Below are 18,124 nucleotides of genomic sequence, written 5' to 3'. Positions count from 1 at the left end.
GACTCTACATCCGCATCTGCGCCCCTAACACCCCACCCTCCCTCTTGTGAGGTGTCACAATCTGTTGCTTCACCGCCTCGTCGGGCAACAGAATGCGACACCTCACGGGAGACGGACGGGGGTGATGTCGGTGCGGTCGAGGGCCGAGCGGATGTCGGCGACGAGATCGTCGGCGTCCTCGAGCCCGACCGACAAACGTAAGTGACCGTAGGTCCGGAACCCCTCCGGGTAGCCCGCGCTACCACCCCGCGCGTCCGGGCCCACGTGCACGACGAGCGACTCGTCGTGGCCGAGCGACACCGCCGAGGTGATGATCCGGAGGTTCGACACGAACCGGTTCTGCGTCGCGGAATCGCCGTCCACAGCGAATGCGAGCATGCCGCCGTAGCCGCGTCCACCGAACTGACGGGTCGCGAGCTCGTGCTGCGCATGGCTCGCGAGCCCGGGAAAGGCGACGAAGGCGATCCGAGGGTCGTCCTCGAGTACGTGCGCGACCCGCTGCGCGGACGCGAGGTGCTGAGCGAGGCGGAGCGGGAGCGTGACGGAGCCGCGCATGATGAGCCACGCGTTGAACGGCGAGATGACGCCTCCCACGTCGACGAGCGCGTCGTGGCGGATCCGGTCGACGAGCGCAGACGACCCGACAACCACTCCGCCCATCGCGTCACCGTGGCCGTTGATGTACTTCGTGAGGGAGTGGACCACGAGATCCGCGCCATCCGGGAGAGCACGATAGAACGGCGGCGGGGTGAAGGTCGCATCGACCGTGAGGAGAGCTCCTGCCTCGTGCGCGACGGCGGCGAGCGCCGCGATGTCCGCGACCTTCGTCGTGGGGTTCGCGATCGTCTCGGCGTGGATGATCCGCGTGTTCGGGCGGATCGCGGCTCGCACCGCGTCGAGGTCGGAGACGTCGACGAAGGTCGCATCGATGCCGTAGCGCTCGGGGAGGAGTTCGGAGAACAGCCGCCAGACCGCCTCGTACGTCACGTCCGAGACGACCACGTGATCGCCCGATCGCAGGAGTGTGAAGAAGACGGCGTGCAGCGCCGCGACACCGGTCGCGAATGTCACCGCCTCCTCACCACCCTCGAGGGCCGCGAGCTTCGCCTCGAGGGCGAGCTGGTTCACCCCGCCGTTGCGCGTGTACATGAGGGCGTCGGTCGCCGACCAGTTCATCGACGCCGGGTCCTCCGGCAGCAGGTAGGAGTTCGCCATGACGATCGGCGTCCGCACCGCGCCGGTTCCGGCGTCGATCGTGTTACCGCCGTGCACCGCCCAGGTCTGGTCACCGACCGAGGAGGCGTCGTGCTTGTCCGGTTCCGTGGTCATCTCCCGACCGTACCGAACCTCTACCGCCCGTGAGGTGTCACAATCTGTTGCCTCTCCACCTCGCCAGGCAACAGAACGCGACACCTCACGGGAGGTCAGGAGGTGGGGATGCGGGTGAGGATCTCGGCGCCGGTCTCCGTGATGGCGATCGTGTGCTCACTGTGCGCGGTGCGGCAGCCGGTGGCGCTCCGCAGCGTCCAGCCGTCGGCGTCGGTCACGAGCTCGTCGGTGTCGGCCATGACCCACGGCTCGATCGCAAGGAGGAGCCCGGGCCGCAGGCGGTAGCCGCGGCCAGGTCGTCCGGCGTTGGCGATGTGCGGGTCCTGGTGCATCGTCGATCCGACGCCGTGTCCGCCGAATTCCATATTGATCGGGTAACCCGCCTCGGTGAGCACGGAGCCGATCGCGTGCGAGAGGTCGCCGATGCGCGCGCCGGGGCCGGCGACGTCGATCGCCGCGGCGAGGGCGCGTTCCGTGGCCGCGATCATGGCGACGCTCGACGCCGGTCGCGCGTCACCCACGAGGAACGAGATCGCCGAGTCGGCGACGACCCCGTCGAGCGAGACGGCGAGGTCGAGAGTGACGAGGTCGCCGTCGCGGAGCACCTGGTCACGCGGCCGGCCGTGCAGCACGGCGTCGTTCACCGAGGTGCAGATGTAGTGACCGAAGGGTCCGTCACCGAAGGACGGCGCGTAGTCGACGTAGCAGGAGACGGCTCCCGCCTCGAGGATCATCTCGCGCGCCCAGCGGTCGATCTCGAGCAGATTCGTGCCCACGACCGCGCGGCTCTTCATGGTCTGGAGGATGCGGGCGACGAGGGCGCCCGTCGCGCGGGCCCTGTCCATCTCGACGGGGGTGAGGATCTCGATCATGCGGCGCCTTTCTCGCGGAACCAATAACTATACCGGCCATATCATCCCGGTATTACAATCGGAGCATGGTCCGACTCCCCCTCTCCCCCGCCGAGGTCGAACGCGGTCAGCGCCTCGGCGCCCTCCTCCGGCGAGCGCGCGGCGAGCGGTCCATGCTCACCGTCGCCCTCGACGCCGGCGTGTCCCCGGAGACGCTGCGGAAGATCGAGTCCGGCCGCATCGCGACGCCCTCGTTCCCCACGATCGCAGCGATCGCCCACTGCCTCGGGCTCTCCCTCGACGCCGTCTGGACCGAGATCGAGCAGCCCGAACGCCCGTCCGCACCCGCCCGCAAGCGCCTCGCCTCCTGATCCCCCTCCTTCACCTCTCCTGAGGTGTCGCAATCTGTTGTCTCACGGGACGATGAGGCAACAGATTGCGACACCTCACGGGAGGTGGGGGGCAGGAGGCGCGACGCTGCCGCGGACGACGAGCTCCGTGGGGCGCAACGGCGGATCCGGGGTGGCCTCGTCACCGAGGGCCGAGAGCACGAGCGCCATGGCGTCGCCGCCGAGACCGTGGAAGTCCTGCCGCACCGTCGCGAGCGGCGGGGAGAGGAACTCGGACTCGGGCAGGTCGTCGAAGCCGATGACACTCACATCCCCCGGCACGTCGAGCCCTGCGACCGCGAACGCTCTCATCACGCCGATGGCCATCTGATCGTTCGCGACGAAGACGGCCGTGAAGTCGCGCTGCTCGGCGAGGGCGCGGCCGCGCTCGAACCCGCTCTCCGGTGTCCAATCCCCCTGCATCGGCTCGCGCGCGACGAGCCCACGGTCCGACAAGACCTGGAACCACGCCCGCGCGCGCTCCGACGCGTCCATCGATCCCTCCGGACCCGCGACGTGACGGATCTCGCGATGGCCGAGCTCTACGAGATACTCGACGGCCGCGCGAGCGCCGGCGAACTGATCGAGGGTCACGCGGTGACGGACACCTCGCTGCTCCGAGGCCACCGTGACGAGTGGCACCCCGAGCTCGACTCCCTCGAGCGCGTCGACGCCCGAGCGGTCGGTGGCGATGAGTACGATCGCCTCGACGTTCTGCCGCACGAGCAGCTCGGCCGCCGCACGCAGCTCCGCGACGTCCGTTCGCATCATGCTGGCCGTGATCACCGCGTAGCGGGCGTCGCGCGCGGCCGCGTTGAAGTGCAGAGCAGTGGAGGACGGGCCGCGCTCGTGCGCCCCCGTGACGACGAGCCCGATCGTGCGCGAGCGCCGCGTGACGAGCGCCCGTGCCGCGGGCGACGGCACGTACCGCAATTGCGCGATGGCCTTCTCGACCCGTTCGCGCGTGGCCGGCCGCACATTGGGCAGGTCGTTGAGCACTCGCGAGACCGTCTGGTGCGAGACCCCCGCGAGCCGCGCGACGTCGAAGATCGTCGCGGCCCGCGCTCTCTCGGGTTCACTCACGGTCGGCTCCTCGTCGGCGCGGGCGTGCGCTTCTCGACAGGGTAGCGCGTGGTTCCTGGGTCGCAGCTCGTCAGCGCCGCCGCGATGTCAGGACCTTCTGCAGGATGATGAAGACGAGGAGCAGGCCGCCGATGAAGATGCGCGTCCACCAGCTCGAGAGCGTGCCCTCGAACGTGATGATCGTCTGGATGATGCCGAGGACGAGCACCCCGAGCACCGAACCGAGCACGAACCCGAAACCGCCCGTGAGGAGCGTGCCGCCGATGACGACGGCCGCGATCGCGTCGAGCTCCGTGCCGATCGCGCTCAGCGGATAGCCGGAGAGCGTGTAGAAGGTGAAGAGCACCCCCGCGAGGCCGGAGCAGAAGCCGCTGATCACGTAGACGATCACCTTGGTGCGGGCGACGGGCAGCCCCATGAGCATGCCCGAGTGCTCGCCGCCGCCGATCGCGTACACCGTGCGACCGAAGCGCGTGAAGTGCAGCACCCACACGGCGACCGCGATCACGACGAGCACGATCACGACGCTCGGTGTGATGCTGAGACCGCCTCCCAGCGGGATGCGCGTCACCGCGAGCGCCACGAACGTGGGCTCCGTGATGGAGATGGAGTTCTGCGAGATCACGTAGCAGAGCCCGCGGGCGAGGAACATGGCCGCGAGCGTCGCGATGAACGGCTGCACCTCGAACACGTGGATCATGAGCCCGACGAGCAACCCCAGCACGCTCGTGATCACGAGGATGAGCGGGATGACGACACCCGGGGACCAGCCGCTCTGCAGCAGGCTCGCGGCGATCATGCCGGAGAGCGCCACGACGGCACCCACCGAGAGGTCGATGCCGCCCGTGAGGATCACGAAGGTCATGCCGACGGCGAGCACGATGAGGTAGGCGTTGTCGACGAACAGGTTGAGGAAGACCTGACCGGAGAGGAACGCGGGGTAGCGCACCCCGCCCACCGCGAACACGGCGACGAAGAGGATCGCGGTGACGAGCACGGGACCGGACTTCGGGCTCGTGAAGACGTCGCGGACGCGCTCGACGAGCGCGGGGCGGGAGGCCGAGCGGCGCGGGGCCGGCTGTTCGGAGCGCGGGGCGCGCTCGGGGGCGAGGGTGCTCACGATGCCACCTCCACGGCGACTCGCGGCGCGAGCCGTCTCCGCCATCGCCCGATCGCCGCCGTCGTGGCCGGCGATTGGAGGAGGCAGACCGCGGTGACGACGGCGGCCTTGAACACCATGGTCACGATCGGGGAGATCCCCACCGTGTAGACGGTCGTGACGAGGGTCTGGATGACGAGCGCCCCGACGAGGGTGCCGACGAGGGAGTAGCGACCGCCCGCGAGCGACGTGCCCCCGATGACGACCGCGAGGATCGCGTCGAGCTCGATGAAGAGCCCCGTGTTGTTCGCGTCGGCCGCCGTCTGGTTGGCGGTGAGGATGAGCCCGGCGATCGCGGCACACAGGGCGCAGAACGTGTAGACGGCGAACAGGAGACCGCGGGCGCGGACACCCGCCTGCCGGCTCGCCTCCGGGTTGATGCCCACGGCTTCGATGAGCATGCCGAGGGCCGTGCGGCGCGTGAGCAGGGCGGCGACCGCGAAGATCACGGCCGCGATGAGCACCGCGATCGGCACCCCGAGGGCGAAGCCGGAACCGATCGCCTTGAACGGCGGCGAGTTCACGGTGAGGATCTGCCCCTCCGTGATGAGCATCGCGATACCGCGGCCCGCCGTCATGAGCACGAGCGTCGCGATGATCGGCTGGATCCCGATCACCGAGACGAGGAAGCCGTTCCAGAGGCCGAGGACGAGCGCGATGACGACGGCGACGGCGACGGCCGTGGCGACGGTCGTGATACTGCCGGGGTCCGACGACCCGAGGATGATCGAGCACGCCACCGCCCCGGAGATCGCGCAGACTGCGCCGACGGAGAGGTCGATGCCCCGCGTCGCGATCACGAGGGTCATCCCGATCGCGATGATGAGCATCGGGGCGCCGTTGCGCAGGATGTCGATGATCGAGCCGAAGAGGTGGCCATCCTTCACCGTGATGGAGAGGAAGCCGGGGAAGGCGATGACGTTGATGACGACGAGCACGACGAGCATGGCGACGGGCCAGAACAGTCGGCTCGAGAAGGCGCGGGCGACGAGAGTCTTCACGACCCGTCTCCTCTCTGTGGGGTGGTGGTGGCGGGGAGTTCGGGTTCGTCCACGGCCGATCCGTCGGCGATGAGGGCGAGGAGCTCGTCCACGGTGAGGCCGTCGTTCTCGATGTCCGCGACGAGACGACGGTCGCGCATCACCGCGATGCGGTGCGACAGGCGCAGCACCTCCTCGATCTCGGCGGAGATGAAGACGACGCTCATGCCGTTCTCGGCGAGCGAATAGACGAGCTTCTGGATCTCGGCCTTCGCGCCGATGTCGATGCCACGCGTCGGCTCGTCGAGGATGAGCAGCCGGGGTGCGATCGCGAGCCAGCGTGCGAGCAGGACCTTCTGCTGGTTTCCGCCCGAGAGGTTGCGGACGAGAGCGTCGGGGTTCGCCGGCCGCACGTTGAGCGTCTCGATGTAGCTGCGGGTGAGCTCCTCCTGCCGCTTCTTCGGGATGCGCCGGAACCAGCCGCGGTCGGCCTGCAGCGCGAGGATGATGTTGTCGCGCACGGTCAGGTCGCCGATGATGCCCTCCTCTCGCCGGTTCTCCGACGAGTAGGCGATGCGCTTCGAGATGGCCTGGCGCGGGGTGCGCAGCTTGGTCGGCGCACCTCCGATGGTGACGCTCGCGCCGGCGTCGGCGCGGTCGATGCCGCCGAGGAGCCGGGCGAGCTCGGTGCGGCCCGAGCCGAGCAGGCCCGCGAGGCCGACGACCTCCCCCTCCCCGATCGTCAGGTCGATGGGCTCGATCGTGCCGCGCTTGCCGAGGCCGCGGGCGACGACGAAGGACGGCACCGCGGCGTCGTCCTCCTCGTTCGCGGTCTGTTTGACGCGCGTGGAGAGGTCGTCGAGGGTCGCGAGCTCCTTGCCGATCATCTTCTGCACGAGATCGATACGCAGGAGCTCCTCGGTGAGATACTCACCCACGAGCTGGCCGTTGCGGAGCACCGTCAGCCGGTCGGTGATCTCGTAGATCTGGTCGAGGAAGTGCGAGACGAAGAGGATCGCGACGCCGTCCTCCTTGAGGTTCTTGATGACCCGGAAGAGCTCGGCGACCTCGTCGGCGTCGAGGCTCGACGTGGGTTCGTCGAGGATGAGCACGCGCGCGTCGACGTCGATCGCCCGCGCGATGGCGATGAGCTGCTGCACGGCGAGCGAGTGGGAGCCGAGGAGCGAGGCCGGGTCGATGTCGAGACGCAGCTGGGCGAGCAGCTCGGCCGCGCGCGCCCGCATGGCCTTCCAGTGGATGGAGCCGAAGCGCCGCGGTTCTCGGCCGAGCATGATGTTCTCGGCCACCGACAGGTTGGGGAGGAGGTTCACCTCCTGGTACACCGTCGCGATGCCAGCCTCCTGCGCGCCGGCGGGGCCGGCGAACGAGACGGCCGTGCCGTTCACGGTGATGGTGCCCTCGTCGATGCCGTAGACCCCGGTGAGGGCCTTGATGATCGTCGACTTCCCTGCACCGTTCTCTCCCATGAGCGAGTGGACCTCGCCGGGGAACATGCGGAAGTCGACGCGATCGAGCGCCTTCACCCCGGGGAACGAGATCGACACGTCCGTCATCTCGATGATCGGTTCCGGGTGGGCGGCGGGGGCCGGAGGTCTCGCCTGGGCCGTATCGAGCATGATCTCTCCATCGAGGTGCTGTGCGTTCGGGTGGTGCGGGGTCGTGGTGCGGTGTGGCGGGTGGCCGGCTCTCGCCGACCACCCGCCGGTGGTGCGTGTGGTTCTAGACGAGCCTCAGTACTGGCGGTCAGGGAGGGCCTCGACGGCCTGCTCCTGCGTGAACGTCGTCTCCTCGGTGACGATGCGCTTCTCGGGCGTCTCGCCGTCGTTGATCTGCGTCACGATCTCGACGAGCTGCTCCCCCAGGAGCGGCGAGCACTCGACGATGAAGTTGATCTTGCCATCGGCGAGGGCCTGCATGCCGTCCTTCACGGCGTCGACGGTGACGATCTTGATGTCCTCTCCCGGGGTGAGGCCGGCGGCCTCGATGGCCTCGATCGCGCCGAGACCCATGTCATCGTTGTGCGCGTAGATGAGGTCGATGTCCGGGTTGGACTTGAGGAGCGCCTCCGTGACCTGCTTGCCGCCGGCACGCGTGAAGTCACCGGTCTGGCTCGCGACGATCTCGAACTTGTCGTCGGCGCCGATCACGTCGGCGAAGCCCTCGGCACGGTCGATCGCCGGTGCGGCGCCCGTCGTACCCTCGAGCTGCACGATCTTCACGTCGTCCGCGTCCGCGTACTCCTCGACGACCCACTCGCCGGCCTTCTTGCCCTCTTCCACGAAGTCGGATCCGAGGAAGGAGACGTAGAGAGAGTCGTCGGCGGAGTCGACGGCGCGGTCCGTGAGGACCACGGGGATGCCGGCGGCCTTCGCCTCGTTGAGGACGGCGTCCCAGCCGGACTCCACGACCGGCGAGAACGCGATCACGTCGACCTGCTGCTGGATGTAGGAGCGGATCGCCTTGATCTGGTTCTCCTGCTTCTGCTGCGCGTCGGAGAACTTCAGCTCGATGCCGGCGTCCTCGAACGCGCCTTGGATGTCGGTGGTGTTGGCGGTGCGCCAGCCGCTCTCGGCGCCGACCTGCGAGAACCCGACGACGAGTTCGTCGAGGGGCTTCGGGCCCTCGCCCGTGCCGCCGGCGTCTCCGCCCGCTGCGCACCCGGTGAGGGCGAGGAGCAGGACTCCCGCCGCGGCCAATCCGATGGAACGCTTCTTCATGTCAGTGAACCTCCTTGTTCAATCCGGCCGTGCTGTGTGCGCTCCATTGGAGGTGTGGACACGTCTGCCGGGACATCGTCGATGATGCCGTTGTCAGGATGTTAGCGATCACAATTGGTGACCACAAGAGACCGTTACCGTCTCGTGATGCGCGGAATGACGGGTGTCGGTCACGATCAGGGCGATTGTGAGCGCTCTACGCGCCGGTCACCTGCTCGGCCCGCACAGACCACCGGTCGGTTTTGCGCACGCAACTGCGTCGTGCTGGTGAGATATCACCCGCAGAAGGAAAATGCGCACGCAAATGCCGGGGACGGAGGCGTCAGCGGCAGGATGTGACGGCTCCGCGGCAGGAGAACCCCTTTCCCACCGCGCCCCGTGGCATTTGACTTGTCCCGACGAAGGAGGCGCCATGAGGGTCACGGTCATCGGGGTTCCGGACAGTGCCGGTGCGTACGGCGTGGGTGTCGAGCGCGCACCGGCAGCACTGCGCGAGGCCGGTCTCATCGACGCTCTCGAGGCCACCGGACGCGACATCGTCGACGCCGGCGACCTGACGGAGCGGTCGTGGACACCGGACCGCGAGAGCCCGCTCCTCCAGAACGTCGATCAGGAGATCCTCGCGATGCGAGAGCTGGCCGATGCGGTCGCCGCCGGGCTCGACGATGGCCGGGTCCTCGTCCTGGGCGGCGCGTGCACCGTCGCCCTCGGGGTGTGCGCGGCGCTCGTCGAGCGTGAGGGCCGCGCACGGCTCGTCTACGTCGACCGTCACCTCGACCTCAACACCCCGCACTCCACGCGGGAGGGGTCGCTCAGCTGGATGGGGATGGCGCACGCGCTCGCCGTGGACGGTGCGGCGGAGGGACTCGCGAACGCGACGGGCCACGCACCGCTCCTCTCCCCCGCCGACCTCGTCTACCTCGGGCACGAGCCGATGGCCTCGACGGAGGGTGAGCGCGAGGCCGTCGAGGAGCTCGGTCTCATCGTCGTTTCGCAGGAGGCGCTCGTCGAACAACCCGCCGATGCGGCGCGTGCAGCACGCACCGCGTTGTCCGAGGGCCCGTTCGCGGTGCACCTCGACGTCGACGTCCTCGACTTCCTCGACGCACCGATCGCCGAGAACGTGAACGGCCGCAACAGCGGACCGACGATCGAGCAGCTGGGGCGCGCGCTCGCCGAGCTGTGGCGCGACCCGGACTGCCGCGGGCTCTCGATCGGCCAGCTCGATCCGGCTCACGCTCGCGCCGATCCGTCGGCGATCCCTCGCCTCGTCGCGATGCTCGGGGAGGTCGTCGCAGCAGGGTGAGGTGCCGTGGTCGGACGCATTCCACCCTGTGAAGGAGATCCTCCGAATGTCGGTGGCGGCGGGGACCCTCGATGCATGAGCGCACTGATTCCCGACGACTACGCGTCCACCCTCGACGAGCTGAAGCGGCAAGTCCATACCGCTCGTTTCGCCGCCCAGCGGGAGGTGAACACCGAGCTGCTCCTGCTCTGGTGGCATATCGGGCATACGATCCTCGAGCGGCAGAAGCAGGAGGCGTGGGGCAGCGGGGTGCAACAGCCTGTTGCACAATTGCCGTGGGGTCATGTCACCGAGCTTCTCGACAAGCTCGACGACCAGGATCTCCGCGACTGGTACGCGGCGAAGGACGTCGCACACGGCTGGTCGCGAGCCGTCCTCGCCCATCAGATCACCACCCGACTCCACACCCGCGAGGCCGCGGCACGGACGAACTTCGCGGGCGCTCTGTCTGAGCCCGACTCGGAGCTCGCGCATCAGATAACACGAGACCCGTATGCGCTCGACTTCCGCGCCGTCGACGGCGACGCTCCGGAGCGCCAGCTCGAGGAGCGGCTCGTCGATCGCATCGTCGACACGCTCCGCGAGCTCGGGCCCGGGCCGAGCCCGAGCCCGAGCCGAGGATCACGACTGGGCCGGACGCGACTCTCGGTCTGCGTCGAGCCGCGTGTGGGACAGTCGCTGTGTGACCACTCCTCCTGCAGACGTACCCACCACGACCCTCCTCGCGGGATGCGGAAAGCTCGGGACGGCGCTCGGCGAGCTCCTCATCGCGGCGGGCGGTCGCGTCGTGGCACTCCGGCGCGATGTGAGCTCCCTGCCGGAGGCGTTCACGTCGATCCCTGTGGATCTCACCGCGCCGATCGACGAGACTCTCCCGGCCGCGGACGCGCTCGTCATCACCCTGACCCCGAGCGCCGTGGGCGGCGACTACCGCTCGGCCCTCGCGGGACTGGCCGCCGCACTGCCGACACCGCCCGCCCGCACGGTCTTCGTCTCGACGACGGGTGTCTTCGACGGCTGGAGCGGGCCTCAGCCGATCACGGAGAGCGATGAGCCGACGGGCGAGACCGAGCGGGCGCAGATGCTGCTCGATGCCGAGAAGGCCGCCGTCGCCCAGTTCGATGCGATCATCCTCCGACCGGTCGGCATCTACGGACCGGGGCGCGACTTCCTGATCCGCCAGACCCTGACGGCCCCGTCCATCGACGCCGGGCGGATCACCAACCGCATCCACGAGAGCGACCTCGCGCGCGCACTCGAGACCCTGCTGACGATGGCCGATCCGCCCCGGGTGCTCCACGCCGTGGACGAGGAGCCGGTGGAACTCCGCACGGTCGTCGACCACATCGCGTCCCTCCTCGACGTCACGGCGCCGCCCGCCACCGACGAGAGCGGGCTCCACGGCAACGTCTTCGACGGCGCGGCCCTGCACGCCCTCCTCGGCCGTCTCGACTACCCGGACTTCCGCGCCGGCTACGCCGAGCTCGTCGCGGACCACCGGCGCGCATCCAGAACGGCATAAAAAGACACCGAGCGCTACAGCTCCAGCCCACCGCGCCACGAGGTCGTGTAGCGCTCGGCGAAATCTGTAGCGCTCGCCAACAGGGCGCGGTCGTAGCCCCCGGCGACAGGCTCGGACTGGCGCGCTCGACGAGATGCTCGAGTCGCAGCGATCAGCGACGGGCCCGAGCCGGCGCGGTGAGCGACGGGATCAGGGAATGAGGTAGTCGCTGTCGCGCGCGTCGGTGATGAGCATGTGACCCGGCGCATGACCGATGGCGAACGACGGCCTGGACCGCATGACCGCCGCCTGCGGAGTGACGCCGCACGCCCAGAAAACGGGGATGTGACCGTCGGGAATCGTCACGGCGTCGCCGAAGTCGGGTCGTGCGAGATCGGCGATACCGAGCTCCTCCGGATTGCCGACGTGCACGGGCGCGCCGTGCACGGCCGGGTAACGCGACGTGATGCGCACGGCGTCCGCGACCTGCGCGGCGGGGATCGGCCGCATCGACACCACGAGGGGTCCGGACAGGGACCCGGCGGGAGCGCACTCGGTGCTCGTGCGGTACATCGGCACGTTGACGCCCTGGTCGATGTGCGCGATCCGCACCCCGCCGTCCTGCAGCGCGGTCTCGAACGTGAACGAGCAGCCGATGATGAACGTGACGAGATCGTCGCGCCAGTGCTCCATGACGTCGGTCGGTTCGTCGACCTTCTCGCCGTCGCGGTAGATCGTGTACCTCGGGATGTCCGTGCGAATGTCGCCGCCGGCCAGCAGCGGTCCGGTCGTCTTCCCCGCCTCGAGCACACCGAGGATCGGGCACGGCTTCGGGTTGCGCTGCGCGAACAGGAGGAAGTCGAAGGCATCCTCCCGTGGGAGGGCCAGGATGTTGGCCTGCGCGTACCCGCGGGACCAGCCGGCGGTCGGTTCCACACGCCCCGAACGGAACGCCGCCCGGGCGTCGGCTGGCGAGGTCGTGGCGCGGTCGAGGATGTCGAGAGAGGCCATGCCCTCAACGCTACCCCTGTGCCCGCGCCGCACCTCCGCGTTTTGCGCACGCAACGGCGAACCGCGGGTGACATTTCACCCGCGGTCGGCAGTTGCGTACGCAAAACCTCGGACGGCCGCGAGGACTTCCACGCGCGTCCCTGTCAGCGAGCCACGAAAGCCGTCCGCCGTCCCGCGATGACCAGAAGGAGCGCGACGGCACTCAGCACGATCATCACAACCGGGAGGACGAGCCCGTCGAGCGCCCCGATCAGGACGGCACCGAGCACCCCTCCTGCAAAGATCGCGAGTTGGGTCCCGACCGCCATGGGCGGCCCCGGGGCGTCCGACGACCTCACGGCCGGCCACGAGACCCAGGCCTGGCTCGCCGCGGGAGACGATCCGCAGACCGACGGATCGGCGTACTGGTACCACCGCGCGCAGCGCACTCCTCACGCATCGACACACGACGAGACGTTCCAGGACGAGCTCCTCGAGGCGCTCGACGCGCACACGGGTGTGGCGCTCGGTAGGTGACCCGCACCCGACGCGTCGGGCCGCTCCGCGTGGCCTGCGCTGATCCGCTGCGCCTCCGACCCAGCCTCTGCGTACGCAACTGCCGACCGCGGGTGAAACTTCACCCGCGGTCGGCAGTTGCGTACGCAAGACCCACGGGGTGGTGGGCGGATGGCACGCCGGGTCAGGCGGCGGGGGCGGTTTCCGTCTCGAGCGTCTTCGTGTCGATGACGAAGCGATAGCGCACGTCGCTCTTCAGCACACGCTCGTAGGCCTCGTTGATCTCGTCGGCGGCGATCATCTCGATCTCCGGGGCGATGCCGTGCTCGGCGCAGAAGTCGAGCATCTCCTGCGTCTCACCGATCGAGCCGATGCCCGAGCCGGCGAACGAGAGCCGGTTGCGGAACAACGAGAACACCTGGATCGGCAGCGGCTCGGCCGGCGCACCGACGTTCACGAGTGCACCGTCGAGACGGAGCAGACCGAGGTACTTCGACAGGTCGAGCTTCGCGCTCACCGTGTTGAGGATGAGGTCGAAGTGATTCGCGAGCGTTTCGAAGGTCTCCTCGTCGCTCGTCGCGTAGTAGTTGTCGGCTCCGAATCGCTTGCCGTCCTCCTCCTTCGAGAGGGACTGCGAGAGCACGGTGACCTCGGCGCCCATGGCGTGGGCGATCTTCACACCGAGGTGGCCGAGGCCACCCATGCCGACGACGGCGACGCGCTTGCCGGGGCCCGCGTTCCAGTGGGCGAGCGGGGAGTAGGTCGTGATGCCGGCGCAGAGGAGCGGGGCGGCGGCCTCGTAGGGGATCGCCTCGGGAACGCGGAGCACGAAGTCCTCGTCCACGACCACATGGGTGGAGTAGCCGCCCTGCGTGATGGTGCCGTCGCGGTCGGTGCTCGCGTAGGTGCCGGTGTTGCCCTTCAGGCAGTAGTTCTCCATGCCGGCGAGGCAGTTCTCGCACTCGCGGCACGAGTTGACCATGCAGCCGACGCCGACGCGGTCGCCCACGGCGTACTTCGCGGCGTCGGAGCCGACCTCGACGACCTCTCCGACGATCTCGTGGCCGACGACCTGCGGGTAGGCGATAGGACCCCAGTCGCCGCGCACGGTGTGGATGTCGGAGTGGCAGACGCCGGCGTAGCGGATGGCGATGAGCACGTCCTTCGGGCCGACGTCGCGGCGCTCGATGGTCGTGGGGACGAGGGGCTCGGTGGCGGAGGGGGCGGCGTAGGCGTTGACGGTGAGCATGTGTCTCCTTGTGGGATCGGGTGGGGTGAGAAGGATGGGTCTGCGGTCAGTCGACGGGCGCGACGTAGGTGCGGAACTCGCCGCGCTCGGAGTGGATGCTCCAGAGCGTCTCGGCGATCGACTCGGGCTCGTGGTCGGGGTCTCCCCCGCCGATGCCGAGCGGGATGATGAGCTGCCCGACGTGGATGTTATCGTCGGCGACGGCGTCGTGCAGGAGCTGCGCGTAGGCGCTCTCGCCGGCGAAGGCGACGGAGGTGCCCGTGACCTTCCCGCCGGGACGAACGGCGCTCGCGCCGTTCACGAACAGGATCGTTCCCTGGCCGAGTACGCGCATGCCGGGGATGACGTGGCGCGCAGCGGTGACGGGACCATAGATGGAGAACTCGACCGGGCCGATGAGATCGGCGACGGACGTCTCGAGCACGTTCCGCATGAACTCCTTGGCGGGCAGCGGGCTGTACTGCAGCACCTCGATGGGCCCGAGCGCCGCGGTGGCGGCCTCGAGCGCGGCCGTGAGCGACGCGGCGTCGCGCACGTTCGCGGTGAAGCCGGCGGCGCTCACGCCCTCCGATTCGAGGGTCGCAGCGAGGTCGTCGAGACGCTGCTGGTTGCGGGCGATGAGGGCGACGGAGAAGCCCTCGCGGCCGAAGCGGCGGGCGACCGAGAGGCCGAGGCCCTTGCCCGCTCCGATGATGGCGATGGTGGTCATGTTTCTGTCCTTCGATCGGTGTGCATACGTGTGGCGCCCGTCGGTGACGAGCGGACGGAATGGTGGTGCGTTCAGCGCGCAGAGTCCGTGCGGACGGAGACCGCCGGCGTTCCGTGCGTGGCCGCCCAGCTCGCGAGCAGCCGGAGCCGCTCCGCCGACGGTGATCCCGGCTCGGCCGTGTACACGAGCATGACGAGCCCGGGTTCCGCTGTGATCGCGAGCTCCTCGTAGGCGAAGGTCACGTCGCCGACGACGGGGTGTATGAAGTGCTTCGTTCCCGCACCGTGGCGCCGCACATCGTGCGCACCCCACAATCGGCGGAAGGTCTCGCTCTGCGTGGACAGCTCGCCGACGAGGTCCTGTAGCGCCTTGTCATGGGGGTCCCGGCCCGCTTCGGCGCGCATGACCCCGACGCACATCTCCGCGAAGACATCCCAGTCGGGGTAGAAGTCGCGCGACGCCGGGTCGAGGAACTGGAAGCGCGCGAGGTTCGGGGTGCGCCCTCCGTCACCGATGAGCGGGGAGTAGAAGGCGCGGGCGAGGGCGTTCGTCGCGACGAGGTCCTGGCGGGAGTTGCGGACGAACGCCACGCCGTCGGTGACGGCCTCGAGCGCCCACTGGAGGCTCGGACGCGCGGCCGGCTGACTGCTCGCCCGCCGGCGGGGACGACCCGACATCGGCGTCCCATCGGCGGTGCGGGCGAGGTCGTAGAGGTGGGCGGTCTCGGGCTCGTCCAGCTGCAGGGCCCGGGCGATCGCATCGAGGACCGACGACGACGCTCCCGCGATGGAACCGCGCTCGAGCCGCGAGTAGTACTCGACGCTGACCCCCGCAAGCATCGCGACTTCGGAGCGGCGGAGACCCGACACGCGACGATTCGGCCCGGAGGGGAGCCCGGCGTCCTCCGGCGTCATCTTCGCGCGGCGCGACATGAGGAACTCCCGCACCTCGTCTCGATTGTCCATAACGGAAGGCTACGTCCGGCGCGCGGACGGAGGGAGACCCTCGCGGGACACCCCTCGGCGGGGTACGGGTCGTGCCGCAGCCACCCGCCCGCAGCGCCGATGCCGTTTCACGCGGAGCCGTGAGCGTTGCAGTTCGTGCGCGTCACGCTGCAGTTCTTGGTGAACGCTGCAGCAATTCCTGCAGCGCTCACCAATTTCTGCACCTCACGACGTCGACGGACGACGTGCGCACTCGGGGCCGGCGCGCTTCCGTCTCAGTTGAGCAGAGCGTTTCGCGCGGCGACCTCGTTTCCTCGGCGCCGTCCTCCGGATCAGGGTCGGGACGCGGAGCGTGCGCGCTCGGCGAGGGTCGCGAAGGCGGCCCGAAGAGCCGCGGGTTCCGCCTCGGCGACGTCGGCCTCGAAGCGGAGGAACGCAGCCGCGAGGCTGCCCCACGACCAGGACCCGAGCCGCACGCGGCAGCGATTCGCGGCGAGCGCCTCGGCGGATCCGTCGGCGAGGTACGGAGCCACCGCGGCGAGCGGCACGTCGAGCGTGGCCTCGCCCCAGCACGCCCACGTGTCCGCACCGGTGGATCCCTTGAAGCGCGCGGCGAGGAAACGTGCTGGGTCCCCACCGGGGACGGTGCGCGGCTCGAACCGGCGCCCACTGTGGCTCCGCGGCGTGATGCGGTCGACGCGATAGATGCGCCACTCCGCCTTCTCCGGTGAATAGCCGATGAGGTACCAGCGTCCGGCATGCAGGAGGAGGTGGTGCGGCTCGTTCCGGCGAGGCGCCGGCGCATCCTCGCCCACCGGGTCCGATCCCGGGGAGGCGTAGTCGAACCGCAGCTCCTCGCCGACACGGATCGCTTCCCCGATGCGCAGCAGGACGCCGGGATCGACGACCACCCTCCCGCGGTCGCCCGACGACGCGGCCTCGAGGTTCTCGATGCGGTTCGCGAGCCGCGACGGCATGAGCCGCGTCACCGTTCCGAGCGCACGTGCGGCGGCTTCCTCCATATCGACGCCGAGGGAGGAGGCGGTGCGGAGCGCCAGCGCGATCGCCACGGCTTGTTCATCGTCGAACACGAGCGGAGGGAGCTGCGAACCGGCCTGCAGCCGATATCCACCATCCGGTCCGCGCGTGGAGTCGATCGTGTAGTCGAGGTCGCGGAGGCGCTCGATGTCGCGTCGCACGGTCCGCTCGCTCACGTCGAGCCGCCGGGCGAGCGCGGGCGCCGGCCAGTCGCGCCGCGCCTGCAGGAGGGACAGCAGCGCGAGCAGGCGACGCGAGGTCGACGGCGAATCGGAGACGGGCATGTTCCGATCATCGCGCAGATACCGGACGTTCCCTGTCCGGAACCACTGTGACTCTGGTCTCAGCCCCGGACCGACGGGGGCCACGCCGACCGGCGCATCACGCAAGGAGACACCATGTCCGTCACCGTCACCACCCACCTGAACTTCACCGGCACGGCGCGCGCAGCGCTCGAGTTCTACGCACAGGCCTTCGGCGGCCACACCACGATCTCCACCTACGGTGATTTCGGCATGCCGGCCGGGCTGCCCGACACCGACAAGGTCGTGTTCGGTCTCGTCGTGGCGCCGAACGGCTTCTCCGTCATGGCGTACGACATCCCGGGGAGCGACGAGCCCCGTCCCGCCGGGACGACACGACGCGAGAATGGGACCACCATCACGGACGAGCCGTTCTTCGTCTCGTTGGGTGGCGAGACGCTCGAAGAGGTCAGCACCTACTGGGACGCGCTCGTCGACGGCGCCATCATCGTAGAGCCCCTCGCCGCCTCGGCCTGGTCCGCCGGTTTCGGGATGCTCACGGACCGCTTCGGCGTCACGTGGAGCGTGAGCGTGGTCGCCCCGCGCGACTGACGCCACTCGACCGGACGCTTCCCTGAGCGAGGCGCGTCGGTCCCCACGCCCCCGGACCCGGCGCGCCTAGAGTGACGGCATGACCCCCGACCCTCGTCCGACCGCCGGAGCCACCGCCGCTCGGGTGATGGCCGCGATGATCGGCGGACTGGCGGCCGCCCTCTTCCTGGCGACGGCCTGGGTCGCCCTCCGCAGCCGGTTCGGGCCACCCGAGGTCGACATGCACGGCTACGGCCTGATCTTCGGCGCCGTCGTCGCGGTGATGGCCGGCCTCGTCGCCGCCCTCGTCCTGCCCCTCGCGCTGCCGAGGGGCAGGCGCACGACCGCCTCTCTCGCGAGCCTGTCCCTCTTCGTCCTGTCCGCCATCGGGCTGGCCGCGGCGGTCCTCACGGCCTGACCGGCCGGGCACTCCCCAGCCCCTCTCCACGACCCCGCAGTTTTGCGTGCGCAACAACGTTCCGCGGGTCGAATTCCACCCGCGGAACGGC

At 69.5% G+C, this 18,124-nt stretch carries 19 protein-coding genes and 1 pseudogene; 7 read left to right on the top strand and 13 right to left on the bottom strand.

The features are described from left to right. Positions 1–102 precede the first annotated feature (102 nt). Both ELQ94_RS00840 and map read right to left on the bottom strand, forming a co-directional pair. Complete coding sequence (locus ELQ94_RS00840; protein ID WP_127046238.1) at positions 103–1,329, bottom strand: trans-sulfuration enzyme family protein; 1,227 nt, start codon at positions 1,327–1,329, stop codon at positions 103–105. A gap of 95 nt (positions 1,330–1,424) precedes the next feature. Continuing rightward, positions 1,425–2,201, bottom strand: a complete 777-nt coding sequence (gene map / locus ELQ94_RS00835) for a type I methionyl aminopeptidase (protein WP_127046236.1) — start codon at positions 2,199–2,201, stop codon at positions 1,425–1,427. Positions 2,202–2,266: 65 nt separating this feature from the next. On the opposite strand from map, the gene ELQ94_RS00830 reads away from it, so the two are divergent. Continuing rightward, entirely contained in the window at positions 2,267–2,551 is a 285-nt protein-coding gene (locus ELQ94_RS00830) for a helix-turn-helix domain-containing protein (protein ID WP_127046234.1), read from the top strand. 75 nt (positions 2,552–2,626) lie between these two features. Here ELQ94_RS00830 and ELQ94_RS00825 read toward each other — a convergent pair whose 3' ends face one another. The 5 genes from ELQ94_RS00825 to ELQ94_RS00805 form a co-directional block, all read right to left on the bottom strand. Next, entirely contained in the window at positions 2,627–3,652 is a 1,026-nt protein-coding gene (locus ELQ94_RS00825) for a LacI family DNA-binding transcriptional regulator (RefSeq protein WP_127046232.1), read from the bottom strand. A gap of 70 nt (positions 3,653–3,722) precedes the next feature. After that, positions 3,723–4,772 carry a galactofuranose ABC transporter, permease protein YjfF gene (gene yjfF / locus ELQ94_RS00820; protein WP_243696805.1) on the bottom strand — a complete coding sequence of 350 codons (1,050 nt, stop codon included), beginning with the start codon at positions 4,770–4,772 and terminating at the stop codon, positions 3,723–3,725. Next, on the bottom strand, positions 4,769–5,812 hold the full coding sequence (locus ELQ94_RS00815; protein ID WP_341807712.1) for an ABC transporter permease: 1,044 nt from the start codon (positions 5,810–5,812) through the stop codon (positions 4,769–4,771). The genes yjfF and ELQ94_RS00815 overlap by 4 nt, the downstream gene beginning before the upstream one ends. Further along, on the bottom strand, positions 5,809–7,428 hold the full coding sequence (locus tag ELQ94_RS00810) for a sugar ABC transporter ATP-binding protein (RefSeq protein ID WP_127046228.1): 1,620 nt from the start codon (positions 7,426–7,428) through the stop codon (positions 5,809–5,811). The genes ELQ94_RS00815 and ELQ94_RS00810 overlap by 4 nt, the downstream gene beginning before the upstream one ends. Positions 7,429–7,542: 114 nt before the next feature. Continuing rightward, on the bottom strand, positions 7,543–8,529 hold the full coding sequence (locus tag ELQ94_RS00805; RefSeq protein WP_127046226.1) for an ABC transporter substrate-binding protein: 987 nt from the start codon (positions 8,527–8,529) through the stop codon (positions 7,543–7,545). A 412-nt stretch (positions 8,530–8,941) separates the two neighbouring features. Here ELQ94_RS00805 and ELQ94_RS00800 point away from each other — a divergent pair, with 412 nt between their 5' ends. The 3 genes and pseudogenes from ELQ94_RS00800 (at position 8,942) to ELQ94_RS00790 (ending at position 11,357) form a co-directional block, all read left to right on the top strand. Continuing rightward, positions 8,942–9,835 (top strand): arginase family protein, encoded by an 894-nt coding sequence (locus ELQ94_RS00800; protein ID WP_127046224.1) that lies wholly within the window; start codon positions 8,942–8,944, stop codon positions 9,833–9,835. Positions 9,836–9,910: 75 nt separating this feature from the next. Next, a pseudogene (locus tag ELQ94_RS17480) lies at positions 9,911–10,234 on the top strand (DUF1016 N-terminal domain-containing protein); the annotation flags it as partial. 283 nt (positions 10,235–10,517) lie between these two features. Beyond that, a complete protein-coding gene (locus ELQ94_RS00790; RefSeq protein ID WP_127046222.1) occupies positions 10,518–11,357 on the top strand; it encodes a Rossmann-fold NAD(P)-binding domain-containing protein in 840 nt (279 codons plus the stop codon). A gap of 189 nt (positions 11,358–11,546) precedes the next feature. Here the strand turns inward: ELQ94_RS00790 and ELQ94_RS00785 are convergent, their stop codons facing one another. Both ELQ94_RS00785 and ELQ94_RS17175 read right to left on the bottom strand, forming a co-directional pair. Beyond that, a complete protein-coding gene (locus ELQ94_RS00785; protein WP_127046220.1) occupies positions 11,547–12,347 on the bottom strand; it encodes a putative hydro-lyase in 801 nt (266 codons plus the stop codon). A 143-nt stretch (positions 12,348–12,490) separates the two neighbouring features. Continuing rightward, on the bottom strand, positions 12,491–12,655 hold the full coding sequence (locus ELQ94_RS17175; protein ID WP_166404611.1) for a hypothetical protein: 165 nt from the start codon (positions 12,653–12,655) through the stop codon (positions 12,491–12,493). On the opposite strand from ELQ94_RS17175, the gene ELQ94_RS00780 reads away from it, so the two are divergent. Then, positions 12,654–12,863, top strand: a complete 210-nt coding sequence (locus ELQ94_RS00780; protein WP_127046218.1) for a Rossmann-fold NAD(P)-binding domain-containing protein — start codon at positions 12,654–12,656, stop codon at positions 12,861–12,863. The genes ELQ94_RS17175 and ELQ94_RS00780 overlap by 2 nt on opposite strands. A gap of 163 nt (positions 12,864–13,026) precedes the next feature. Here the strand turns inward: ELQ94_RS00780 and ELQ94_RS00775 are convergent, their stop codons facing one another. From ELQ94_RS00775 to ELQ94_RS00760, 4 genes are all read right to left on the bottom strand, one after another. After that, positions 13,027–14,091 (bottom strand): NAD(P)-dependent alcohol dehydrogenase, encoded by a 1,065-nt coding sequence (locus ELQ94_RS00775; protein WP_127046216.1) that lies wholly within the window; start codon positions 14,089–14,091, stop codon positions 13,027–13,029. A 46-nt stretch (positions 14,092–14,137) separates the two neighbouring features. After that, positions 14,138–14,800 carry an SDR family NAD(P)-dependent oxidoreductase gene (locus tag ELQ94_RS00770; RefSeq protein ID WP_127046214.1) on the bottom strand — a complete coding sequence of 221 codons (663 nt, stop codon included), beginning with the start codon at positions 14,798–14,800 and terminating at the stop codon, positions 14,138–14,140. Between the two features lie 71 nt (positions 14,801–14,871). Then, positions 14,872–15,765 (bottom strand): helix-turn-helix domain-containing protein, encoded by an 894-nt coding sequence (locus ELQ94_RS00765; protein WP_127046212.1) that lies wholly within the window; start codon positions 15,763–15,765, stop codon positions 14,872–14,874. A 311-nt stretch (positions 15,766–16,076) separates the two neighbouring features. Continuing rightward, the gene (locus tag ELQ94_RS00760) at positions 16,077–17,066 is read right to left on the bottom strand and encodes a helix-turn-helix transcriptional regulator (RefSeq protein WP_127046210.1); all 990 of its coding nucleotides are present in this window, start codon (positions 17,064–17,066) and stop codon (positions 16,077–16,079) included. 114 nt (positions 17,067–17,180) lie between these two features. Between ELQ94_RS00760 and ELQ94_RS00755 the strand changes: the two genes are divergently transcribed. Both ELQ94_RS00755 and ELQ94_RS00750 read left to right on the top strand, forming a co-directional pair. After that, positions 17,181–17,636, top strand: a complete 456-nt coding sequence (locus tag ELQ94_RS00755) for a VOC family protein (RefSeq protein WP_127046208.1) — start codon at positions 17,181–17,183, stop codon at positions 17,634–17,636. Between the two features lie 79 nt (positions 17,637–17,715). Beyond that, on the top strand, positions 17,716–18,033 hold the full coding sequence (locus ELQ94_RS00750) for a hypothetical protein (protein ID WP_127046206.1): 318 nt from the start codon (positions 17,716–17,718) through the stop codon (positions 18,031–18,033). Positions 18,034–18,124: the final 91 nt, after the last annotated feature.

Origin of the sequence: Labedella endophytica (genome assembly GCF_003990045.1) — a bacterium.
GTDB classification, from domain to species: Bacteria; Actinomycetota; Actinomycetes; order Actinomycetales; family Microbacteriaceae; genus Labedella; species Labedella endophytica.
Note: the sequence above shows the minus strand (reverse complement) of the source record. Positions and strands in the feature narration are given on the sequence as shown.

Coding starts and splice junctions, on each gene's coding strand:
- ELQ94_RS00775 (WP_127046216.1), bottom strand. CDS start 14,091: ATGCTCACCGTCAACGCCTACGCCGCCCCCTCCGCCACCGAGCCCCTC.
- ELQ94_RS00810 (WP_127046228.1), bottom strand. CDS start 7,428: ATGCTCGATACGGCCCAGGCGAGACCTCCGGCCCCCGCCGCCCACCCG.
- ELQ94_RS17175 (WP_166404611.1), bottom strand. CDS start 12,655: ATGGCGGTCGGGACCCAACTCGCGATCTTTGCAGGAGGGGTGCTCGGT.
- ELQ94_RS00770 (WP_127046214.1), bottom strand. CDS start 14,800: ATGACCACCATCGCCATCATCGGAGCGGGCAAGGGCCTCGGCCTCTCG.
- ELQ94_RS00840 (WP_127046238.1), bottom strand. CDS start 1,329: ATGACCACGGAACCGGACAAGCACGACGCCTCCTCGGTCGGTGACCAG.
- ELQ94_RS00800 (WP_127046224.1), top strand. CDS start 8,942: ATGAGGGTCACGGTCATCGGGGTTCCGGACAGTGCCGGTGCGTACGGC.
- ELQ94_RS00760 (WP_127046210.1), bottom strand. CDS start 17,066: ATGCCCGTCTCCGATTCGCCGTCGACCTCGCGTCGCCTGCTCGCGCTG.
- ELQ94_RS00765 (WP_127046212.1), bottom strand. CDS start 15,765: ATGGACAATCGAGACGAGGTGCGGGAGTTCCTCATGTCGCGCCGCGCG.
- ELQ94_RS00780 (WP_127046218.1), top strand. CDS start 12,654: ATGGGCGGCCCCGGGGCGTCCGACGACCTCACGGCCGGCCACGAGACC.
- ELQ94_RS00830 (WP_127046234.1), top strand. CDS start 2,267: ATGGTCCGACTCCCCCTCTCCCCCGCCGAGGTCGAACGCGGTCAGCGC.
- map (WP_127046236.1), bottom strand. CDS start 2,201: ATGATCGAGATCCTCACCCCCGTCGAGATGGACAGGGCCCGCGCGACG.
- ELQ94_RS00805 (WP_127046226.1), bottom strand. CDS start 8,529: ATGAAGAAGCGTTCCATCGGATTGGCCGCGGCGGGAGTCCTGCTCCTC.
- ELQ94_RS00785 (WP_127046220.1), bottom strand. CDS start 12,347: ATGGCCTCTCTCGACATCCTCGACCGCGCCACGACCTCGCCAGCCGAC.
- ELQ94_RS00750 (WP_127046206.1), top strand. CDS start 17,716: ATGACCCCCGACCCTCGTCCGACCGCCGGAGCCACCGCCGCTCGGGTG.
- ELQ94_RS00755 (WP_127046208.1), top strand. CDS start 17,181: ATGTCCGTCACCGTCACCACCCACCTGAACTTCACCGGCACGGCGCGC.